This is a genomic window from Castellaniella sp. (assembly GCF_034675905.1).
Taxonomy (GTDB): domain Bacteria; phylum Pseudomonadota; class Gammaproteobacteria; order Burkholderiales; family Burkholderiaceae_B; genus Castellaniella.
Genome location: NZ_JAUCCV010000005.1, coordinates 75,420 through 94,586, shown reverse-complemented (window position 1 = coordinate 94,586; position 19,167 = coordinate 75,420). Strand labels below are relative to the sequence as shown.

Genomic DNA, 19,167 nt, shown 5'->3' with positions numbered 1-19,167 from the left:
TTCGGGATAAGCGCCATTTTAACGGCGCAAGGCGTGCACACCCTCTGCGCCTGCGCAAACAATCAGGGATTCCACACCCCACCGGCGCGCCGGGTCGGATGGCGCACGGCATGGTCAATGATGGACTCACCCGACGGCAACACCAGCGTCAAGGATCGGCGCGCCCGGGTCGCACCGGTATAGAGCAGTTCACGCGTCACCAGCGGTCCCGGACGATCCGGCAGGACCAGCACCACCCGCTCGAATTCAGAACCCTGGGATTTATGCACCGTCAGGGCATAAGCGGTCTCGACATCACTCAGGCGCGCGGGCGACACCCAACGCACTTCACCCTGCCGGGAGCCGGGAAAAGCCACCCGCAGGCGATCCCCCGATTGGCCAGGCGCCGGTATAGGCAGCACCAGCCCCATATCGCCATTGGCCAGCCCCAACGCGGGAAGATTGCGGCGCACCAGCACCGGCTGTCCTGGATACCAGGGGCCAGGCCCGGCCTGGATCAGGCCGGCAGCTTTCAACCGCGATTCGATCAGCTGATTCAGCCCTTGAACGCCCCAGGCTCCCTGGCGGACCGCGCACAAGACCTGAAACTGCGCCTGGATACCCAACAGACCCAACGCCCACTGGTCCCAATCCGGCGGCGGTGCGTCCGGCGCGGGCCGATGGGCTTGCAAGGACGTGAACACCGCCGGATAAGCGGTATCCGCCAGTATGCCTGCATCCTGCAGCCAGCCGGCTGCGCTGCCCGGGCCGCTTGATCCTTTGTTTCCCGCCGCAGCAGCAGGCACAATGCCGTTCAGATCCGCCAAGCCGGCCTGCAACAAGGTGCGCGCTTGCGCCACCCGCCCCCGATTGACGGCATCGGCAAAACGGCCAATGCCGCTGTCCGCTCCAAAACGCATGCTGCGACGCAGCATGACAAGCGCCTGATCCAGGGCAGTGCCGCTGGGGTCCGGCCAGCTCAGGATGTCCTCATCCACCCCGGCCAATGCCGGTTTTTCGGCGGCTGCCAGCAAATCCTGACCGCTCAGATCAGCCAGGCGCTCGCAGGTGGACGGAGTGTAATGACCGCCTTCGGCGCGCGCGCAGAGCTCCCCCAGCACGGCGCCGGCTTCGACCGACGCCAGCTGGTCCTTGTCTCCCAGCAGCACCAATTGCGCCGTGGCCGGCAATGCCGACAGAACGGCGTCGGTCATTTCAATATCCATCATCGACGCCTCGTCGATCACCAGCACATCCACATCCAGCGGATGCCCTGCATGATGACTCATGCGCCGGGTGCCCGGCCGGCTGCCCAGCAGACGATGCAGCGTCACCACCTGGGACGGCACGCAATCCAGCGCCGCCTGCAAGAGAGGATCGCTCTCGCACCCCAGCTCCTGCAGCTTGCCTGCGATGGATTCATTCAGTCGTGCCGCCGCCTTGCCCGTCGGCGCAGCCAGACGGATGCGCAGCCCCTGCGTCAGGCCCCGCGCCTGGGCCAGACCCTGGAGTACCGCCAGCAAACGCACCACAGTGGTCGTCTTGCCGGTGCCCGGCCCTCCGGTGATCAACCCGAAGCGCTGCCCCAGCATCACTGCGCAGGCCAGCTTCTGCCAATCCAGCGCCTCCTCGGCCATGGGCGGGAACAGACGATCCAGCCACTGGCGCGCCAGATGCATGTCCGCCACCGCATCCGTTGCAGACGACAGGCGCCAGCCGATGGCCTGACGGATGCGTTCACCGGCGCGCCAATAGCGGGCCAGGTACAGACGGGCGCCATGCAGCACCAGCGGTTCGCTGCCGCTGCCGTCTCCGACAAAAGGGGCGGCCGCCAGCAGATCAAGGCAATCCCCCAACGGCAGGGGCAAGCGGCCCGGCGCGGCCTCCAGGTCCAGACAAGGATGGCCCTGGGCCAATTGCGCACAACACCACATCGCCAGACGAACAGCAGGTTCCGGCGCATCCGGAAATTGCTCGACCAGCAGGCGGGCAAAGGCGACACCCAGATCCTGAACGGTATCGCTCTGTCCGTAGGAAAGCCATGCCGGCCAGCTCGGGAGTCGATCAGTCATGGCCGGCTCCCTCTGCGGCAAACAGCCTATCCAGTGACTCGACCAGATCCTGCGGCGGACACAGGGACAGCAGTCCCTGGCCCGGTGCCTCCTGGCCGCGTAAAAACAGGTAGACAGCCCCGCCCATGTGACGCCCGTAGTCATAGTCCGGCAGGCGCACGCGCAACTGCCGATGCAGCGCCAGCACATACATCAGCATCTGCACATCGTAGCGGGTGTCGCACATCACTTGCTGCAACAGCGGCGACGCATAATCCGCCGCACGCGGCCCCAGATAATTGGATTTGTAATCGATCAGGTAATACCGATCACCCAGCTGCAGCGTCAGGTCGATGAAGCCCTTGAACATGCCGTTCAGGCTATGCGCAGCCAGGGCCGGGCGCGGCGCACCGCCGAAAACGCCCGTCGTGATCAGACGGTCCAGCTCGGCGACCGGCGCCTGCTGCACCGGCAGCCAGAATTCCATTTCAGGCAAGCAGGCAGGCAAGGCATCCAGCCGGATCACCGGATCACCCGGCAGCTGCGGACACCAGTCGGTCTGCGCAAAACGCGACAACCAGGCGTGCAGGTCATCGATATGCGCTTCCCAGCCCCGTACAGCGCAGCGCCGGGCAATCATGTCCCGCATCCCGTCCAGGCGGCAAAATCGCCGCTGCGCCGCCCATTCCAACAGACTATGCAAAAAAGTGCCGGCCTCACTGCCCCGGGGAAAATCGGGCAGGCAAGCAGGCAGCAAGGCCAGGTCCGGCGCATCGCCGTCGGTGCTCGCCGACGACACTCGCTGCGCAGGATCTGCAGGCAAACGCCTGTCCTGCTCTTCCCGCAGCACGTCCTCCGCCACCGACTCCGGCGGCACATCCGCCGGATCAGCCGCACGCATCGGCCGATCCGCCAGCTGCAAGGCGGAATAACTGGCGATCCACCAAGATTCCCGGATCACGAAATCGGACAAGCGCCGGGCGGGACCCAACGGGTCGACAGACGGCTGCGTCTCGTCTTCGGCAACCGGCGCCTCAACCCGCACTGTCTCCCAGGCGAATTGCTCCGGGTGGTCCTGGCAACGCTGATCCCAGGCCTGCCGCACCTGATTCCCCAGCACATGCGCCATGCCGCTGTCTCGACCCGTATCGCCCAAAGCCATCCAGACCGCATGCCGGGCACGGGTCAAGGCGACATAGAGCTTGCGCGTTTCCTCGCCCAACTGCTCGCGCAGCATCTGCTGCGTCTGCTCGGCATCCAGCTGCAGCAACCACTGCCGCCGCCCTTCCCAGTGCAGCGCATAGGGCCCGGCCTTGACCCGGGTTGAGCGGCCACGGCACACAAAGGGCAGAAACACCAGGGGATATTCCAGGCCCTTGGACTTATGGACCGTGACAACACGCACCAGCGCTTCGTCGCTTTCCAGGCGCAGGCGGCGGGCGCCCTCGGCGTCCGCATCGGCATCCAGAAACTCACGCTGCCGTTCCAGATAATGCAACAGCGCTTCTTCCCCATCCAGCTGCACGCTGGCCTGCTGCAGCAGCTCGGCCAGATGCAGGCAATCGGTCAGCTGACGTTCGCCTGCCGCGCCCTGGGCCAGCAAGCGGGCCGGAACGGCAAAATCGTGCAGCAGCTGGCGCAACATCGGCAGCACGCCGCGCTGCCGCCAGCGCTGATGGTAGAGCTGGAATTGCGCCACCTGCTCATCCCATTCCCATTCGCTCTCGACCAACTCCGCCAGGCGCGCCACATCCAGCCCCAACAAGGGAACCGCCAAGGCCGCGCGAACGGCTTGCTCACGATCGGGATGGGCGCAGGCATTCAGGATGAAACCCAATTCCAGGGCTACGTCGGACTCATACACGGAACGCCTGTCGGACAGGTAGACGCTGCGCACGCGCAGCGCCGCCAAAGCATCCCGGATCAGTCCGGCTTCATCCCGATTGTTGACCAGAATCGCCATATCCGACGGCCGGACCGCCTGCAAGCCCTGCGCCGACCGGAATCCGGCCTGCGCCTGCCGTCCCAACCGCAGCAAATCCGCTACTTGCCGGGCGCAGGCCTGCGCCGCCTGGGCGCAATAGGCGCCGACCCCCAGCCCCCCTTCTGCGTCCGCCTCGATCCAATAAGCCTGCAGCGCAGCCGGCACGTGGCCGCCTACCGTCCAGCGCTCGTCCCGGCCCCGGGCCTGCACCGGATGAAAGGCGATGCTTTGGCCTGGCAGACCGGTCGGGAACACCGGTTCGCCATCCCGCCGGTCAAAACAATGATTGACCGCCTGCACCAATGGGCGTGCGGAACGGTAATTGCAGTTCAGCGTCTGCACCCTATCCCCGCACGCCTGCGCCGCCTGCAGATACGTCTGCACATCAGCGCCGCGAAATCCATAGATGGCCTGCTTGGGGTCGCCGATGAAGATCAGCGTCGTCAAGGGCTGCGGGTCCGCTACGCGGTAGATCCGGTCAAAAATCCGGTACTGGATGGGATCCGTATCCTGAAACTCATCAATCAGCACGACCGGAAATTGCTGCCGCAAGGTCTGCGCCAGCGGTTCGCCGCGCACATCCTGCAAGGCGGTATCCAGACCGGTCAACAAGCCGTCAAAGCCCATGGCCGCGCGGCGGTTCAAGACCTGGCGCAAGCGATCCGCCATCCAGGCCAGCGCATGCCGGCGCGCCGGCAGCTGCACCGTCGGCAAGCTGCGCAAGTCCTGCTGCAGCTGCTGCAAGGCCCGACTGGCCAGCGGCGGTTCCGGCGCCGGGCCGCCGCCCAGCCACCGATCCGTCAGCCCATCGGGCAGGAGCGCATCCCACGCCGTTTTGCTGAGCGCCGGTTCGATCTGGTCCGGCTGGGCGGCCCAATCCCGCAACGCCTGCAGCCAATTGCCGCGATCATGCGGCCGCATCTTGAGCTGCTTGCCTTGCGCTTCCAGCCAGGCCTCGAAAGCATCCGCCAGATCGGCCCACGGCGTCTTGAGCGCCTGCAGCGCCGCCAGACGATCCGCCAGCGCCCGGTCGCAGACCTGCGCCAGCGTGTCGCCACCGGGCGCTGGCAGGCCTTCTTGGGTCAACACATGAGACAAAGCCTGATTCAGCGCATCCGGGCCCGCCCAGATGCTCAGCCATTCGTCGAGCGCCACGCCGTCCAGTGCCGCGACGCAGGCGCGCCAATAATCCCAGGCGACCTGGCGCTTGGCTTCGCTCAGATCCGTCAGCAATTCCTGTTCGAACTGGCTGGCGCTGTCGAACGCGTGCTCTTTCAACACCCGGGCGCACCAGGCATGGATGGTCGAAATGGCGGCTTCGTCCATGGACTGCGCCGCCAGATCCAGGGTGCGGGCGCAGGCGGGCCACTGATCCTGCGGATAGCTGGCGCGCAAGGCATGCAGGAAGGGGTCGTCCAGCGGCGCAGCGACTGCCGGGTCGGCGCCATCGGCAAACCCGGCGGCCGCCTCGGAAAGCCGGCTGCGGATGCGATCACGCAGTTCCTGAGCCGCCGCATCGGTAAACGTCAGCACCAGGATCTGCCCCGGCAGCCGGGCCGGCTGCCCGCCATGCCCCAATACCAGCCGCACATACAGCGCTGCAATCGTCCACGTCTTGCCAGTACCGGCGCTGGCCTCGATCAGATGACTGCCCTGCAGCACGAAACGCAGAGGGTCCACCTGGGGCAGGTCAGGCACGATCATCGCTTGATCCGCTGTCATGCCGCGCTCCCTTTGGTTGCGCGCTTGCGGGTGTCCGCCGGCAGGCTGTCGGATAGCGCGCCATACAGCGTGCGAGCCAGCGCGAAGAACCGCTGATCCTGACTGAGCGCGTCGAAATCCGGATAGCAGCGGCGCAAATACAGATCCCGTTCGAGGGCCTGGGCATACGCATCCCGGGCCGCCTGACAGGCGCTGCTGTCTGCTTGCGGGTCCGCCCCGGATCGCAGCCAGGCGCCCGCCGCATTGGCGTCTATCGGCAGCGCCGCCTGCATGCCCCGCTGCCAGCACAACCACCAATCCTGCCAGATCGTTCGAGCCGCATCCGGCGGCAGAGGCGCAAAGACAAGCTGCCCTTTGGGACTGATCAGCACAGTCGTCAGGCTCCGGCCCTGCAGATGCGCCGCCACATGCTCCACCCATGCACCCAGCAAGGCCTTGAAACGGTAGCGATTTTTAGTGCTGACCAGGTGGCCGGCCTGCAACAGCACACGACACCAGTCGCCTTGATCGTTGCGCCGCCAGCCGTCAAGCACATCCTGAACCGACCGGCATTCGTCGTGCAGGACCGGTACGCTCACCTGCAAGCGCAAGGGGTCCTCAGCCTGAACAGGCCAATCCTCGCAGGCCTGAACATACGCTGCCAGCGGCTGATCCAGCAGGCTGCGCAGCGCATCGGCGGCCACACGGCCCAGCGCCCCATCCACCAGATCACCGCGACGCTGCTGGCGCCGCAGCCCCTGATCGACCGCCCGCCAGATGGACGGCGTCAGGCTGTCGCGGCGGGCATCCTGCGCCGGCACGCCGCGCTGCGCCGAGACGGCGGCATCGAGCAGTTCCTGACACAGGCGCCAGCGCTCAAGCGCATCGTGCGCATAGGGCTCGTCCTCATCGAGCGCGGCGCTGGCATCCTGAAAACTGACCTGCAGCCGCTGCTGGAAGAAATTCCGCACGGGATGCGCCAGAAAGGCGCTCAAGCGGCTCAGGGTCAGGGGCGCATCCGACAGACGCAAGGGCGGCAGATCTGCCGTACCCATCGTTGCGGTCTGCGCTTGTTCGGCATCCCGTTGCGCCGTGCGCCATTCGACGGCATAGGTGAACAAGCCCTGCGGCCCCGCCGCCGGCAAGCGGGGAAAATAGCGTCGACTGAAGGGTTGCAAGGGGTGGTGACAGGTCAATGCCTCGGACAGCAGCGGGCCTTCCTGGATGCTGCGCCACCCCCGGTCCAGATGGTCGCGCAACTGGGCAACCAGCACCGACGGCGGTTGCTCGGCATTATCCTGAATGCTATGGCCGATCCACGAGATGCTCAGTTGTTCACGGGCGGACAACAAGGCTTCCAGAAACAGATAGCGGTCATCTTCCCGTCGCGAACGGTCTCCCGGGCGCGGGTGGGTGGCCATCAGATCCATGTCGGATGGCGGACGGATCCGCGGAAAGGCGCCATCCTGCATGCCCAGCAGACATACCCGGCGAAAAGGAATGGCCCGCATCGGCATCAAGGTGGCAAACGTCACGGCGCCGGCAAAGAATCGCTGGGACAGGCCGCCCTGATCCAGCCAGGCCAGGCAATGCTCGGCCACGATGCCCGACGGCAAAGGTTCCTGCAGACCGGCTGCCTGGCAGTGCTGCAGCCAATCCTGCAAGCCTTCGCGAAAGCGGCTCAGGATCAAGGTGTCAGCATCCTGATCCGGCGCAAAAAAATCATTCAGCAGGGCCTGCAGGCAGCTGCCCCACTGCGACGGACTGGCGGACTCGCTCAGCCGTTGCCAATAGCGGTCCAAGGCATCCAGGAAATGGGCCAGCCCCCCCAGGACGGCGGCCTGCAGCCCGGCCGGTTCATCGTAGGGCTCGATGCCCTGCCAGGCAGGGGCATCGGCGCCTGCCGCATACCCCAGCAGCATGCGCTGCAGGCCGAAATGCCAGGTATGCCGGTGCGCCGCCTGCGGGTTTTGATCCAATTCGAACGTCGCCCGGTGTGCCGCATGCAGCCCCCAGCGCACCTGGGATTCTTTGGCCCAGGTCTGCAACAAGGGCAGATCCTCGGCCGCAATCCCGAAACGCTGCCGCAAGGCGGGCACTTCCAGCCATTCCAGGACTTCATTGATGCCCAGCCGCAGGCGCGGCAGCGACAGCAATTGTTCCAGCACGATCACCAGCGGATCGGCACGGCGCGAGCTGCGATCAGCCAGGGCATAGGGAATATGGCGCCAGTCGCGTGGCCCGTACAGACCGAACACGGCCTGGATGTAGGGCGCATAGGCCTCGATGTCGGGCACCATGACGATGACGTCGCGTGGCTGCAAGGCAGGGTCCGCCTGAAAGGCAGCCAGCAGCTGGTCCTGCAGAATTTCCACCTCGCGCTGGGCGCTATGGGCCACCTGAAAACGGATGGACTCGTCGCGTAGCGGATCCACCGTCGGCCAGCGGGCGCGTGTTTCGGACAAGGGGCGCAGATCGCGGATATCATCCTGCAACTGCGCCAGCAAGCTGCCGCCGGGTAGTTCCTCAAATGCATCGATACGCCGATGCAGCGCAGCGAATAAGGGGTCCCAGCGCGCGCGCTGGGCAGGGTCGTCGAAATCATCGAGCATGCCGATATAGTCGCGCCCCTGCCTCCCCCAGGATGCCAGCAAGGGATGCGTCTGTTGATGCAGCGCCGTGTCATCCAGCACCTCCGGCATTCCCGGCCGGCGGGCCTGGCGGCGAAACCGCGCCCGCAGCAGATCCCGGTCCCCCTGAATATCCGCCCAATAATGGGCGCAAGGGTTATGGACGCAGACCAGTATCTGCACCCAGCGCGATAGTCCGGCCAGCGCCTCGAAGGTCTGTCGCGGCATGGCGGAAATACCGAATACCAGGATGCGGCGCGGCAGACCTGCGGGGCGATCCGCTGCATCGGCCGACAGGACGCTGGCCATGAAGGATTCGTGAGTCGCGGCGCGGCCAACGACGCCAGCCGCCTGCATGCCCAGATCATCCAGCAATGCGCGCCACAGATGGGCCTGCCAGGCTTGCGTCGCCGGGAGTTCCTGTGACTGGCCTCGGCCATCGGGCAGCGCGGTGCGGCCTTCGGACCAGGCCTGCAGCCAGTCGGCCCGATAGACCTGGTACTGATCGAACAGATCCGCCAGCCGGCCGGCCAGTTGATAGCGCTTGCGCACATCGGCATCATCCGCCAGAAACCGCTGCAACACCGCGTATTCAGGCCGATCCAGCACGGTCGGGAGCAAACGCATCAGACGCCAGATCAAGGCGTCCTTGTCCAGGGGGGAGTCTTCGGGCACGGCGCCGGCCCCCAGCACGCTACGATAGGCCTGCCACATGAAACGCGAGGGCAGCAGAAAATCCAGCGCTGCCGCAATCCCGCCCTGATCATCCTGGGCCAGCGCCAGACGCAGCCACTGGGCGATCCCGTTGCTGTGGACCAGCAGGCATTCATTTTCCAGCGGACTCAGCGGGTCGTGCTGCATCCAGGCGACCAGAATGTCGCGCAGCTGTTCAGCCCGGTTGCCATGCACCAGCACCAGACCTGGCATCAGTTCCGTCGCTGGTTCCCGCATGCATGCCTCCCGTCCTCAACAACAGCATGATACGGGATTCACGCTGCAAAGCCAGCTGTTCACCCAGGCCTGCGCCCGCAATTGCGGGTATCCTTAATGGATTTGTGACTGCATGATCCGAGGCTTGCCATGAGCGCTGTTCCACCGGTCCGTCCCGCTTACCAGACGGCATCGTCCCAGGAAGAAATCCAGGCCAATCTAGCCGATATCCGGCATAGAATCGCCGCCGCCTGCTCTCGCGCAGGCCGCGATCCGGCCGACATCCGTCTGCTGCCGGTCAGCAAGACCGTGGACGAATCCCGCATTCGCATGGCCTACGCGGCGGGCTGCCGCCTGCTGGGCGAAAACAAGGTGCAGGAAGCCTACGGCAAATGGGAAACCATGAACGACCTGACAGATCTGCACTGGGCCGTCATCGGCCACCTGCAGACCAACAAGGCCAAATTCGTGGCCCGTTTCGCACAGGAATTCCAGGCCCTGGACAATCTGCGCGTGGCTGAGGCCCTGGACCGCCGCCTGCAGGAAGAAGGCCGCAGCCTGGATGTGTTCGTGCAGGTGAATACCTCGAACGAAGACAGCAAGTTCGGGCTGGCGCCCGATCAGGTGCTGAATTTCGTCCGCGCCCTGCCCGCTTACAGCAGCTTGCGGGTGCGCGGCCTGATGACGCTGGCGCTGTTCTCGTCCGACAAAAACCATGTGCGGCCCTGCTTCGTACTGCTGCGCACCCTGCGCGATCAACTGCGCCAGGACGCCCCCCAGGGCGAGGCCTTTGCCGAATTATCGATGGGCATGTCGGGCGATTTTGAATGGGCCATTGAAGAAGGCGCCACCACGGTGCGCGTCGGCCAGGCGATCTTCGGATCGCGGACGTTGCCCGACAGCTATTACTGGCCAGAAGACAAGACCAAGCCCTGACCGATCGCGTCAAGCCGTCGCACCAACGGCTTGACGCGTCCTGCGGCCCACGGCCTGCTCTGGACGGTTCCATATTTTTTCCACATTTCATCCACGGTTGCGCCGCAGTCGGCCCGTAATCTGTCTCCATCGCCGCACCACCCGGGTACGGCCACACCAGAAGGACACAGATCATGACGATCCAAGCCACTCGTACTTTTTCCGCTCTGGCCCTGGCAGCCGCCATCATTGCCGCACCGCTGGCCGTCAACGCAGCGTCCGGCCCGCACGCCGAAGGTGCGCGCCACCACCAGAAAGCCGATCATCAGGCCCGGCAACATGGCGACCGCTGGCTGCGCGGCTTGAACCTCAGCCAGGATCAGCAGGACCAGATCTTCAAGATCCGCCACGACCAGGAACAAGCCGTCTACGATCAGAAAAAGGCGATAAAAGCCGCTGCCGGCACGCTGCGCGAGCTGAGCCAGTCAGATGCCTTTGATCAAGCCAAGGCCAAACAAGCCGCCGACACACTGGGCCAGGCCCAGGGTCAGCTGGCGCTGCTGCGGGCGCAATCCATGGCCCAGATCCGCGCCGTCCTGACGCCTGAACAGCGGCAGCAAATGGCCAAACGCCATCAACGTAAAGACAAAGGCGAATCCGGCATGAAGAAATCCTGATCACCCAAGCGCTCCGCTGTCACTTCACGGCCCCCCCTGCCAGCAGGCGCCCGCTTGCGCCGCGCGGGGGCCCTCTTTGTCGCCGGGCCGTCCCAAGGCAAAGACACCCCCTCAGCTGCCAAACAGGGTTCCAACTGACTGGAAGTGCTTGCGGTAATAGGGGTTATCCAAAGAATCCACGCGCACCTGCCCGCCTGTCGAGGGAGCGTTGATGAAACGGCCATCCCCCAGGTAAATGCCCATGTGCGAATTGGGCTGCCCCAGCGTGTTGAAAAACACCAGATCGCCCGGTTGCAAATCCCGGCGCGGCACGGAGCGGCTAAGCTGCGCAATCTGATCCGTGTTGTGCGGCAGCGTCGTGCGCGTCGCCGTGGCAAACACATATTTGACCAAGCCGCTGCAATCCAATCCCCCTGCAGGCCGGGCGCTGCCGTAGCGGTATTTGGTATCCAACAGGCTAAGCGCCGTCATCACGACCTCGGTGCGTTGCGCTGCATCGATCTGGATGAATGCCTGACCGGTATGCTGCGGCCCTGAAGGCCCCGCGCACCCCGCCAGAACGGCTGCCAGCCCAGCCATCAGCCACCAGCGCGACAGGGCGGCCCACCGTGCGCCAGCATCCAGACCAAACAGCCGCTGCATCATGATGCACCCCCTGACAGTTCGAGCCGATATCCCACCCCGTACACCGAGCGGATCAGGTCTTCATCGGGGCGCACATCCGCCAGCTTGCGGCGCAGATTTTTGACATGGCTATCCACGGTGCGATCCGTGACGACGCGGTGGTCGTCGTACAAACCATCCAGCACTTGATCCCGGCTGAAGATCCGCCCCGGCTGGCTGGCCAACAGGGCCAACAGACGGAATTCGACTGGCGTCAGATCCAGCGCCACCCCATCCAGGCGGGCTTGCCAGGCTTCGGCCTGGATCATCAACCCCGACGCAGACGCCCCATCCGCCGCAGGCGCCGCCACGGCGGCCTCGGCCCGGCGCAGCACCGCCCGCACCCGGGCGACGACTTCGCGGGGACTGTAGGGTTTGCAGATATAGTCATCCGCCCCCAGTTCCAGGCCCAGCAGCCGGTCGATTTCCTCGGTGCGGGCGGTCACCATGATGACCGGAATCGTCGTCTGGGCGCGGATGTCCCGGCAGATATCCAGACCGTCTCGCCCCGGCAACATCAGATCCAATAGCACCAAGTCGGGCGCCCATTCGCGCACGATATCCATGACCTGCAAACCGTTGTCCACCCAGCGGACCGCATAACCCGCGGCTTCTAGATAGGTGCGCAGCACCTCGGCCAATTTGGGTTCGTCCTCGACAACCAGGATATTCATGCGATTCCCTCTGTGATTCCATTGGCAGGCCAGCGCATCTGTATGGCCAGCCCCCCCAGATCGGCTGCCGAGGCGCTGATCTGCCCGCCATGCGCTTCGACAATGCGGCGGCAGATCGCCAGCCCCAGGCCGGCGCCGCCATACTGACGGCTGCGCGAGGCTTCCGCCCGGTACAAGCGCTCGAACAGGCGCGACAGATGCTCGGGCGCAACCCCCGGGGCCGTGTCCGCGATTTCCAGCAACACGTCACCGCCCTGACGGCCGGCTCTCACCCGGACCTGACCCGGGCTGTCCGTATACCGCAAGCTGTTTTCCAACAAATTGCCCACCAATTGCGACAAACGCCGCGCGTCCCCCTGCAGCATCAAACCCGGCGTCACATGCACATCCAGCGCCAGGCCATGGCGCTCGAAACGGTCCCGTACGGCATCCACCGCCTGCGTGACAATGGATTCCAGGTCTACCGCTTCCAGGTGGTAATTCAAGGCCCCCACATCCGCCAGCGACAACTCATACAGGTCGTCGATCAAATCGCTGAGTTGCTTGACCTCGTGCACCAGCGAAGCCAAGGCCGCCTGGTCCAAGGGGCGCAAGCCATCTTGCAAGGCCTCGATTTCACCACGCAGCACCGCCAATGGCGTACGCAGTTCATGCGACACGTCAGCCATCAATTCACGCCGCCACTGCTCGTGCCGCGCCAGATTGTGCGCCAGGCGATTGAAGTCCCGAGCCAGCCTGCCCAATTCATCCGGCGCCCCCACACGCACCCGCGCCTGATAATCGCCGCTCGCCAGACGATGCGTGGCCTGCGCCAGACGCCGTACCGGCACCAACAATATCCGCGCCAGCAACAGGCTGACCAACGCGGCCAGCAAGACCGACAGGCCGACGATGACCCAGGTCGCTCGCAGCTGCCGCGACTGGAACTGCTCGTCGATGTCGTCGCTGACCACCCGCGGCATGAAAGGCGGCGTCAGCAACCAGCCCACCGTTTGCCCCAAGGCGACGACCGGCACGCGGCGCATGTCGGCGGCAGGCCGCACACGAGGACCGGCCAGCCAGTCGCCCTGCCCGTCTATCAGCGTCACCCGCAGCGGCGGCCCGCCATCATGTCCCCGCCGATCAGATAAATCACGCCGCGACAGGCGCAGGCTGCGCCACCAGTGATCGCGGCGATCAGACAAAAACTGCCAACCGCCGAATTCAGCATAGTCAGCCGCCAGCAGCTGGGCCAGCGTATCCAGACGCTGCTGCTCGCGTTCCTGGACATAATCATCAAAACCGCTGTCGAAACTGACCCGCACCGCCACGCCCATGGCCAGCGCCACGACGATGCAAGTCGCCAGAATCGCCAGAAACAGTTTGAGGGTGATGCTGGATCGCACTGATTTCTCCATCCGGGTTACGCTAGGCCCTTCGCCCTATTTTCTCGCACTATGCCAGATACTTCAGCCTTACCCAGCGCCGCGACGCAAGCCCCGGCGGACACGATCATCGCCATCCGGCAACTCAGCAAGACCTACGCCTCCGGCCACCGCGCCCTGCAGCAGATCGACCTGGACATCCGGACGGGCGAGATCTTCGCCTTGCTGGGCCCCAACGGCGCAGGCAAGACCACGCTGATCAGCATCGTCTGCGGCCTGGTCAACCCCAGCGCGGGAACGGTTCAAGTGGCCGGCCACGATATCGTACGCGACTATCGGGCAGCCCGTTCCGCCATCGGGCTGGTACCCCAGGAACTGACCACCGACGCCTTTGAAACCGTCTGGGACACGGTCTGCTTTACCCGCGGCCTGTTCGGCAAGGCGCCCGACCCCGATGCCCTGGAGCGCATCCTGCGCTCGCTTTCCTTGTGGGACAAGCGCGACAGCAAGCTGATCACGCTATCGGGCGGCATGAAACGGCGCGTCATGATCGCCAAGGCGCTATCGCACGAGCCCGCCATCCTGTTCCTGGACGAACCCACTGCAGGGGTGGATGTGGCGCTGCGCAAGGACATGTGGAATCTGGTGCGTTCGCTGCGGGCCACCGGCGTCACGGTGATCCTGACGACCCACTATATCGAGGAAGCCGAGGAAATGGCCGACCGCGTCGGCATCATCAACCACGGCCAGCTGTTGCTGGTCGAGCAAAAAGCCAGCCTGATGCGCCAACTAGGCCAGAAATTCCTGACGCTGCACCTGCAAGTCCCGCTGACGCGACTGCCGGATTCCCTGGCCGTCTGGCCACTGGAACTGGCCGATGACGGACGCACCCTGCGCTACCGCTACGAAACGCCCCAGGCGGGCGCAGCCGTGCCGGCCTTGATGGCGGCGCTGCAGGCCCAAGGCCTGGCGCTGGCCGACGTGGATACCGAACAACGATCCCTGGAAGACATTTTCGTCGATCTGATCAGGAGCCCGGCATGAACTGGCCCGCCATCTACGCCATCTATCGTTTCGAGATGGCCCGCACCCGGCGCACTCTGCTGCAAAGCATCGTCGCCCCGGTCATTTCGACCTCTTTGTATTTCGTGGTGTTCGGCACCGCGATCGGGTCGCGCATCCAGCAGGTGGGCGACGTCAGTTACGGAGCCTTCATCGTGCCGGGGCTGATCATGCTGTCGCTGCTGACCCACAGCATCTCGAACGCCGCCTTCGGTATTTATTTCCCGAAATTCACCGGCACTATTTACGAAATCCTGTCCGCTCCGCTGTCTTACCTGGAAATCCTGCTGGGCTACGTTGGCGCAGCCGCCACGAAATCCATCATCCTGGGGGTGATCATTCTGGCCACCGCCACGCTGTTCGTGCCCTTGCGCATCGACCATCCCCTGGCCATGCTCGCCTTCATGATCCTGACCGCGTTTACCTTCAGTCTGCTGGGATTCATCATCGGCATCTGGGCGGACAACTTTGAAAAACTGCAATTCGTGCCGCTGCTGATCGTCACCCCCCTGACCTTTCTGGGGGGCAGCTTCTATTCCATCGACATGCTGCCGCCTTTCTGGCAGACCGTGACGCTGGCCAACCCGGTGGTCTATCTGGTCAGCGGCTTTCGCTGGAGCTTCTTTGGCCTGGCCGACGTCAATATCTGGCTGAGCCTGGGCATGACGACCCTGTTTCTGGTCATGTGCCTGGCGGCGGTAGCCTGGATCTTTCGGACCGGCTACCGCCTGCGCCCATAAATATTTACTGCATGCGGTCCAGCGCCTGGGCCAGCGTACCGACGGTGCGCTCGATGTTGTGCAGCTTGTCCAGGCCGAACAGACCGATGCGAAACGTCTTGAAGCCCTCCGGCTCGTCGCAGGCCAACGGCACGCCGGCGGCGGCCTGCAGACCAGCCTGCGCGAATTTGCGCGTGGACTGGATGCCGTCATCCGTGGTGTAGCTGACCACGACACCCGGCGCTTCGAAGCCCGGCGCGGCGACGCTCTTGAAGCCGCGTTCGCGCAACAAGGCACGCACGGCATTGCCCAGTTGCTGCTGCTCGGCCTTGACCTTGTCGTAGCCATAGGCTTCGGTCTCGGCCATGACGTTGCGCAACACGATCAGGGAATCCGTGGGCAAAGTCGTGTAATAAGCATGACCGCCCTTTTCGTAGGCTTCCATGATGCCCAGCCACTTGCGCAAATCGCAGGCAAAACTGGTGCTTTGCGTGGATTCGATGCGCTGGCGGGCAGTCTCGCCCAACATCACCAGACCGCAGCAGGCGGAAGACGTCCAGCCCTTTTGCGGGGCGGAAATCAGCACGTCCACATGCACATCCCGCATATTGACCCAGAGGGTGCCGGAAGCAATGCAATCCAGCACAAACAAGCCGCCAGCCGCATGCACGGCATCGGCCACCTGGCGGATGTAGTCATCGGGCAGCATGATGCCGGAGGCCGTTTCCACATGGGCGGCAAAGACGACATCGGGTTTGAATGCCTGGATGGCGGCGATGACTTCCGCAACCGGCGGCGGTGCGAAATGCGCCTGATCGCCGGACTCGACCGGACGGGCCTTGAGCACGTGCGACGCCGACGGAATATCGCCGGTTTCGAAAATCTGCGTCCAGCGGTAGCTGAACCAACCGTTGCGGATGACCAGGCAGCGCTTGCCCGTCCCGAATTGGCGGGCGACGGCTTCCATGCCGAAGGTGCCGCTGCCGGGAATCACGATGGCCGAATGGGCGCCGTAGACGGCTTTCAAGGTCTTTGAAATATCACGCATGACCTCCTGAAACGATTGGGACATATGGTTCAGGGCGCGATCGGTATAGACCACGGAATATTCCAACAAACCGTCCGGGTCGACTTGAGGCAGCAATCCTGGCATGGGTTTCTCCAATTAAAGAATCTTCTGATTGTAGACTTCCTTATAATGGCATCCGCCATCTACCATTACGGATGGCTGCTTGCAAGTTAAGTAATGTTAAAAAACACAATACGAGGCGGCTTCATAAGACCCGCCCTAAGCCCTCACAGGAGCATATATGGAGACAACACTGATGGCTGATACAGACACCACTTTGCCGCAAGACGACGCCTCAGCCACGGTCCCTCCGTATCTGATTCGCCGCGAACCCGTTCTGGATCAGAACCGGGGTTTAAGCGGCTATCGCTTGCGCATCCTGTGGACGGATCCCGACCCTGCCGACGTGGATACGGGGCCCGCCCTGATGCAAGCAGCCCGTGAACACGGCGTCGGCAGCTTTCTGGCCTACGCGCCGCACTGGATCGACGGCACCCCGGCGCTGCTGCAAAGCGTCTTTACCTCGACGCTGCCGCGCAACCGCTGCTACCTGGAATTTCCGGAAACGCTGGAGATCACGCCCGAACTGATCCAGTCACTGCAAAGCCTGGCCCACGCCGGTCTGAAGTTTTCGCTGCGCGGCGACCTGGCTGCACAGCCTGAACGCGCCGCCCTGCTGCCTTTCACCAAAGTCGTAGGTTTTGACCCGGCGCTCAGCAATAAAGCCGACATCTTCCGCCAAAGCTTCCAGCACAAACAGGCCGGGCGGCAGTTGATGGCGATCAACACCCCTGACAAAGCCACGCTGGACAACTTCCTGCTGCTGGGCTTCAGCATCTTCCAGGGCCACTGGCCCAGGGACCTGGTCGCCGCGACGCTGACGCCGCGCCAAAAAACCCTGCTGCGCCTGATTACCCTGATCATGGGAGAAGGCGAAGCGCCCGAAATCGAGGCCTGCCTGAAGCAGGACGCCGAACTGGTCAAGACCTTGCTGGATATGGTCAACACTCCGGCCTATGGTCTTAGCCAGGAAGTCGAATCCCTGAACCAGGCTATCATGCTGCTGGGCCGCCGACAGCTGCAGCGCTGGATCCAGGTCCTGATGTACACCGAGGCAGGCCGCCCGGCAGGCTACCTGTCCCCCATCCTGATCCAGGCCAGCGCCCGCGCTCACCTGATGGAAGCCCTGTCGACCCTGCGCTACCCGGAACAACCCGTGCGCGCCGAATCGGCGTTCACCACCGGGATCCTGTCCATCATGGACCAGCTGTTCAACGGCACCATGAGCGATCTGCTGTCCCAGGTCAGTGTCGATGTGCCGATCCGCGACGCGCTGCTGCGCCACGAAGGCGCCCTCGGAACCGATCTGCGACTGGCGACCCTGATCTTCCCCTCGGACCGGGATCCGATCGAATCGCCAGCGCCGCTGCTGCAGGCCCTGAACGTGCAGGCCGAACAGCTCGGCTCCCTGGTCCAACAAGCCTTTACCTGGGCGCACGGCATCACCCGCGCCGCGCCATGACCGTTCCCTCCGACCCCGTCTCCCGGCCCGCAGCATCCGTCCGGCGCGGGATCGGCGGCTGGCTGCGGGTTTCACATATTTCCTCAGGCTTCATCGCGGTCCTGGTCGGCTACACCAGTTCCGTCGCGATTGTCTTTCAAGCCGCCAGCGCAGCCGGCGCACAAGACGCACAACTGGCTTCGTGGATGTGGGCCCTGGGTATCGGCATGGGGATCACCTGCATCGGCCTGTCCCTGGCCTGGAAAGCGCCGGTGCTGACCGCCTGGTCCACCCCTGGCGCAGCGCTGCTGGCCACCAGTCTGGGGGACATCGGCCTGCATCAGGCGATCGGTGTCTTCATGGCCAGCTCCGTGCTGATTACGCTATGCGGCATCACCGGCTGGTTCCAGAAAATCATGGACTGGGTGCCGCGCCATCTGGCGTCAGCCATGCTGGCAGGCATTTTGCTGCGTTTCGGCATGGACCTGTTCGCCTCGATGCATGGCCGGCCGCTGCTGGTCATCACCATGTTCGCCACCTTCATCCTGGCGCGGCGCCTGCTGCCACGCTACAGCGTGCCGCTGGCGCTGCTGGCCGGGATAGTCTGCGCCGCCTGGCAAGGCGGTCTGGCCTTGGGCGGGCTGAACTGGACGCCTGCCCATCCGGTGTGGATGGCGCCGTCCTTTTCTCTTTCTGCCCTGATCGGCGTGGCCTTGCCGCTGTTCATCGTGACCATGACGTCGCAAAACGTCCCCGGCCTGGCGGTTCTGCGGGCCAACGGCTACGCCCGCGTGCCGGCTTCCCCGCTGATTTCCTGGACCGGCCTGACCGGTATCGTCCTGGCGCCCTTCGGCGGCTTCGCCTATAACTTGGCGGCGATCACGGCTGCCATCTGCATGAGCCCCGACGCAGACCCGGACACCCGGGAACGCTATAAGGCATCCGTCTGGGCCGGTGCATTCTATCTGCTGACCGGAATTTTCGGCGCCACTGTCGTCGCCCTGTTTGCCGCCTTTCCGCAAGAGCTGGTGGCCGCCATTGCCGGGCTGGCCTTGCTGGGCACGCTGGGGGCCAGCATCCACGAATCGCTGCAGGCCCCCGACTACCGCGAATCCGCCCTGGTGACGTTCCTGGCCACGGCATCCGGCATGAGCCTGATGGGCATCGGCAGTGCTTTCTGGGGGCTGGTGCTGGGCGCCATCTGCCTGGCGATCCAGAAACGGCGCGCCTGAAACCACGGCGACCGGA

The 19,167-nt window shown here is 64.4% G+C and carries 13 protein-coding genes; 6 read left to right on the top strand and 7 right to left on the bottom strand.

The window, feature by feature from the left end; genetic code table 11:
• Positions 1-62: 62 nt before the first annotated feature.
• Genes recD through recC form a run of 3 tightly spaced genes read right to left on the bottom strand, consistent with a single transcriptional unit; the run spans position 63 to position 9,296 of the window.
• On the bottom strand, positions 63-2,051 hold the full coding sequence (gene recD / locus VDP79_RS06090) for an exodeoxyribonuclease V subunit alpha (RefSeq protein ID WP_323017325.1): 1,989 nt from the start codon (positions 2,049-2,051) through the stop codon (positions 63-65).
• Complete coding sequence (recB, locus tag VDP79_RS06085) at positions 2,044-5,736, bottom strand: exodeoxyribonuclease V subunit beta (protein WP_323017324.1); 3,693 nt, start codon at positions 5,734-5,736, stop codon at positions 2,044-2,046. Before recB ends, recD begins: the two co-directional genes overlap by 8 nt.
• Positions 5,733-9,296 carry an exodeoxyribonuclease V subunit gamma gene (gene recC, locus VDP79_RS06080; RefSeq protein WP_323017323.1) on the bottom strand — a complete coding sequence of 1,188 codons (3,564 nt, stop codon included), beginning with the start codon at positions 9,294-9,296 and terminating at the stop codon, positions 5,733-5,735. Before recC ends, recB begins: the two co-directional genes overlap by 4 nt.
• Before the next feature lie 129 nt (positions 9,297-9,425).
• On the opposite strand from recC, the gene VDP79_RS06075 reads away from it, so the two are divergent.
• Positions 9,426-10,211 (top strand): YggS family pyridoxal phosphate-dependent enzyme, encoded by a 786-nt coding sequence (locus tag VDP79_RS06075; RefSeq protein ID WP_323017322.1) that lies wholly within the window; start codon positions 9,426-9,428, stop codon positions 10,209-10,211.
• Positions 10,212-10,384: 173 nt separating this feature from the next.
• Entirely contained in the window at positions 10,385-10,867 is a 483-nt protein-coding gene (locus tag VDP79_RS06070; RefSeq protein ID WP_323017321.1) for a Spy/CpxP family protein refolding chaperone, read from the top strand.
• A 111-nt stretch (positions 10,868-10,978) separates the two neighbouring features.
• On the opposite strand, the gene VDP79_RS06065 is transcribed toward VDP79_RS06070, so the two are convergent.
• Genes VDP79_RS06065 through baeS form a run of 3 tightly spaced genes read right to left on the bottom strand, consistent with a single transcriptional unit; the run spans position 10,979 to position 13,589 of the window.
• Entirely contained in the window at positions 10,979-11,512 is a 534-nt protein-coding gene (locus VDP79_RS06065; protein ID WP_323017320.1) for a C40 family peptidase, read from the bottom strand.
• Positions 11,509-12,204 carry a response regulator gene (locus VDP79_RS06060; RefSeq protein WP_323017319.1) on the bottom strand — a complete coding sequence of 232 codons (696 nt, stop codon included), beginning with the start codon at positions 12,202-12,204 and terminating at the stop codon, positions 11,509-11,511. The genes VDP79_RS06065 and VDP79_RS06060 overlap by 4 nt, the downstream gene beginning before the upstream one ends.
• Positions 12,201-13,589: a sensor histidine kinase efflux regulator BaeS gene (baeS, locus tag VDP79_RS06055; protein ID WP_323017318.1), complete on the bottom strand. Its 1,389-nt coding sequence runs from the start codon at positions 13,587-13,589 to the stop codon at positions 12,201-12,203. Before baeS ends, VDP79_RS06060 begins: the two co-directional genes overlap by 4 nt.
• 51 nt (positions 13,590-13,640) lie before the next feature.
• Between baeS and VDP79_RS06050 the strand changes: the two genes are divergently transcribed.
• Both VDP79_RS06050 and VDP79_RS06045 read left to right on the top strand, forming a co-directional pair.
• A complete protein-coding gene (locus VDP79_RS06050; protein ID WP_323017317.1) occupies positions 13,641-14,612 on the top strand; it encodes an ABC transporter ATP-binding protein in 972 nt (323 codons plus the stop codon).
• On the top strand, positions 14,609-15,370 hold the full coding sequence (locus VDP79_RS06045; RefSeq protein WP_323017316.1) for an ABC transporter permease: 762 nt from the start codon (positions 14,609-14,611) through the stop codon (positions 15,368-15,370). Before VDP79_RS06050 ends, VDP79_RS06045 begins: the two co-directional genes overlap by 4 nt.
• 4 nt (positions 15,371-15,374) lie before the next feature.
• On the opposite strand, the gene VDP79_RS06040 is transcribed toward VDP79_RS06045, so the two are convergent.
• Complete coding sequence (locus tag VDP79_RS06040) at positions 15,375-16,502, bottom strand: aminotransferase class V-fold PLP-dependent enzyme (RefSeq protein ID WP_323017315.1); 1,128 nt, start codon at positions 16,500-16,502, stop codon at positions 15,375-15,377.
• A gap of 172 nt (positions 16,503-16,674) precedes the next feature.
• Between VDP79_RS06040 and VDP79_RS06035 the strand changes: the two genes are divergently transcribed.
• Positions 16,675-17,940, top strand: a complete 1,266-nt coding sequence (locus VDP79_RS06035; RefSeq protein ID WP_323017314.1) for an EAL and HDOD domain-containing protein — start codon at positions 16,675-16,677, stop codon at positions 17,938-17,940.
• Positions 17,937-19,151, top strand: a complete 1,215-nt coding sequence (locus VDP79_RS06030; RefSeq protein ID WP_323017313.1) for a benzoate/H(+) symporter BenE family transporter — start codon at positions 17,937-17,939, stop codon at positions 19,149-19,151. Before VDP79_RS06035 ends, VDP79_RS06030 begins: the two co-directional genes overlap by 4 nt.
• Positions 19,152-19,167 lie beyond the last annotated feature (16 nt).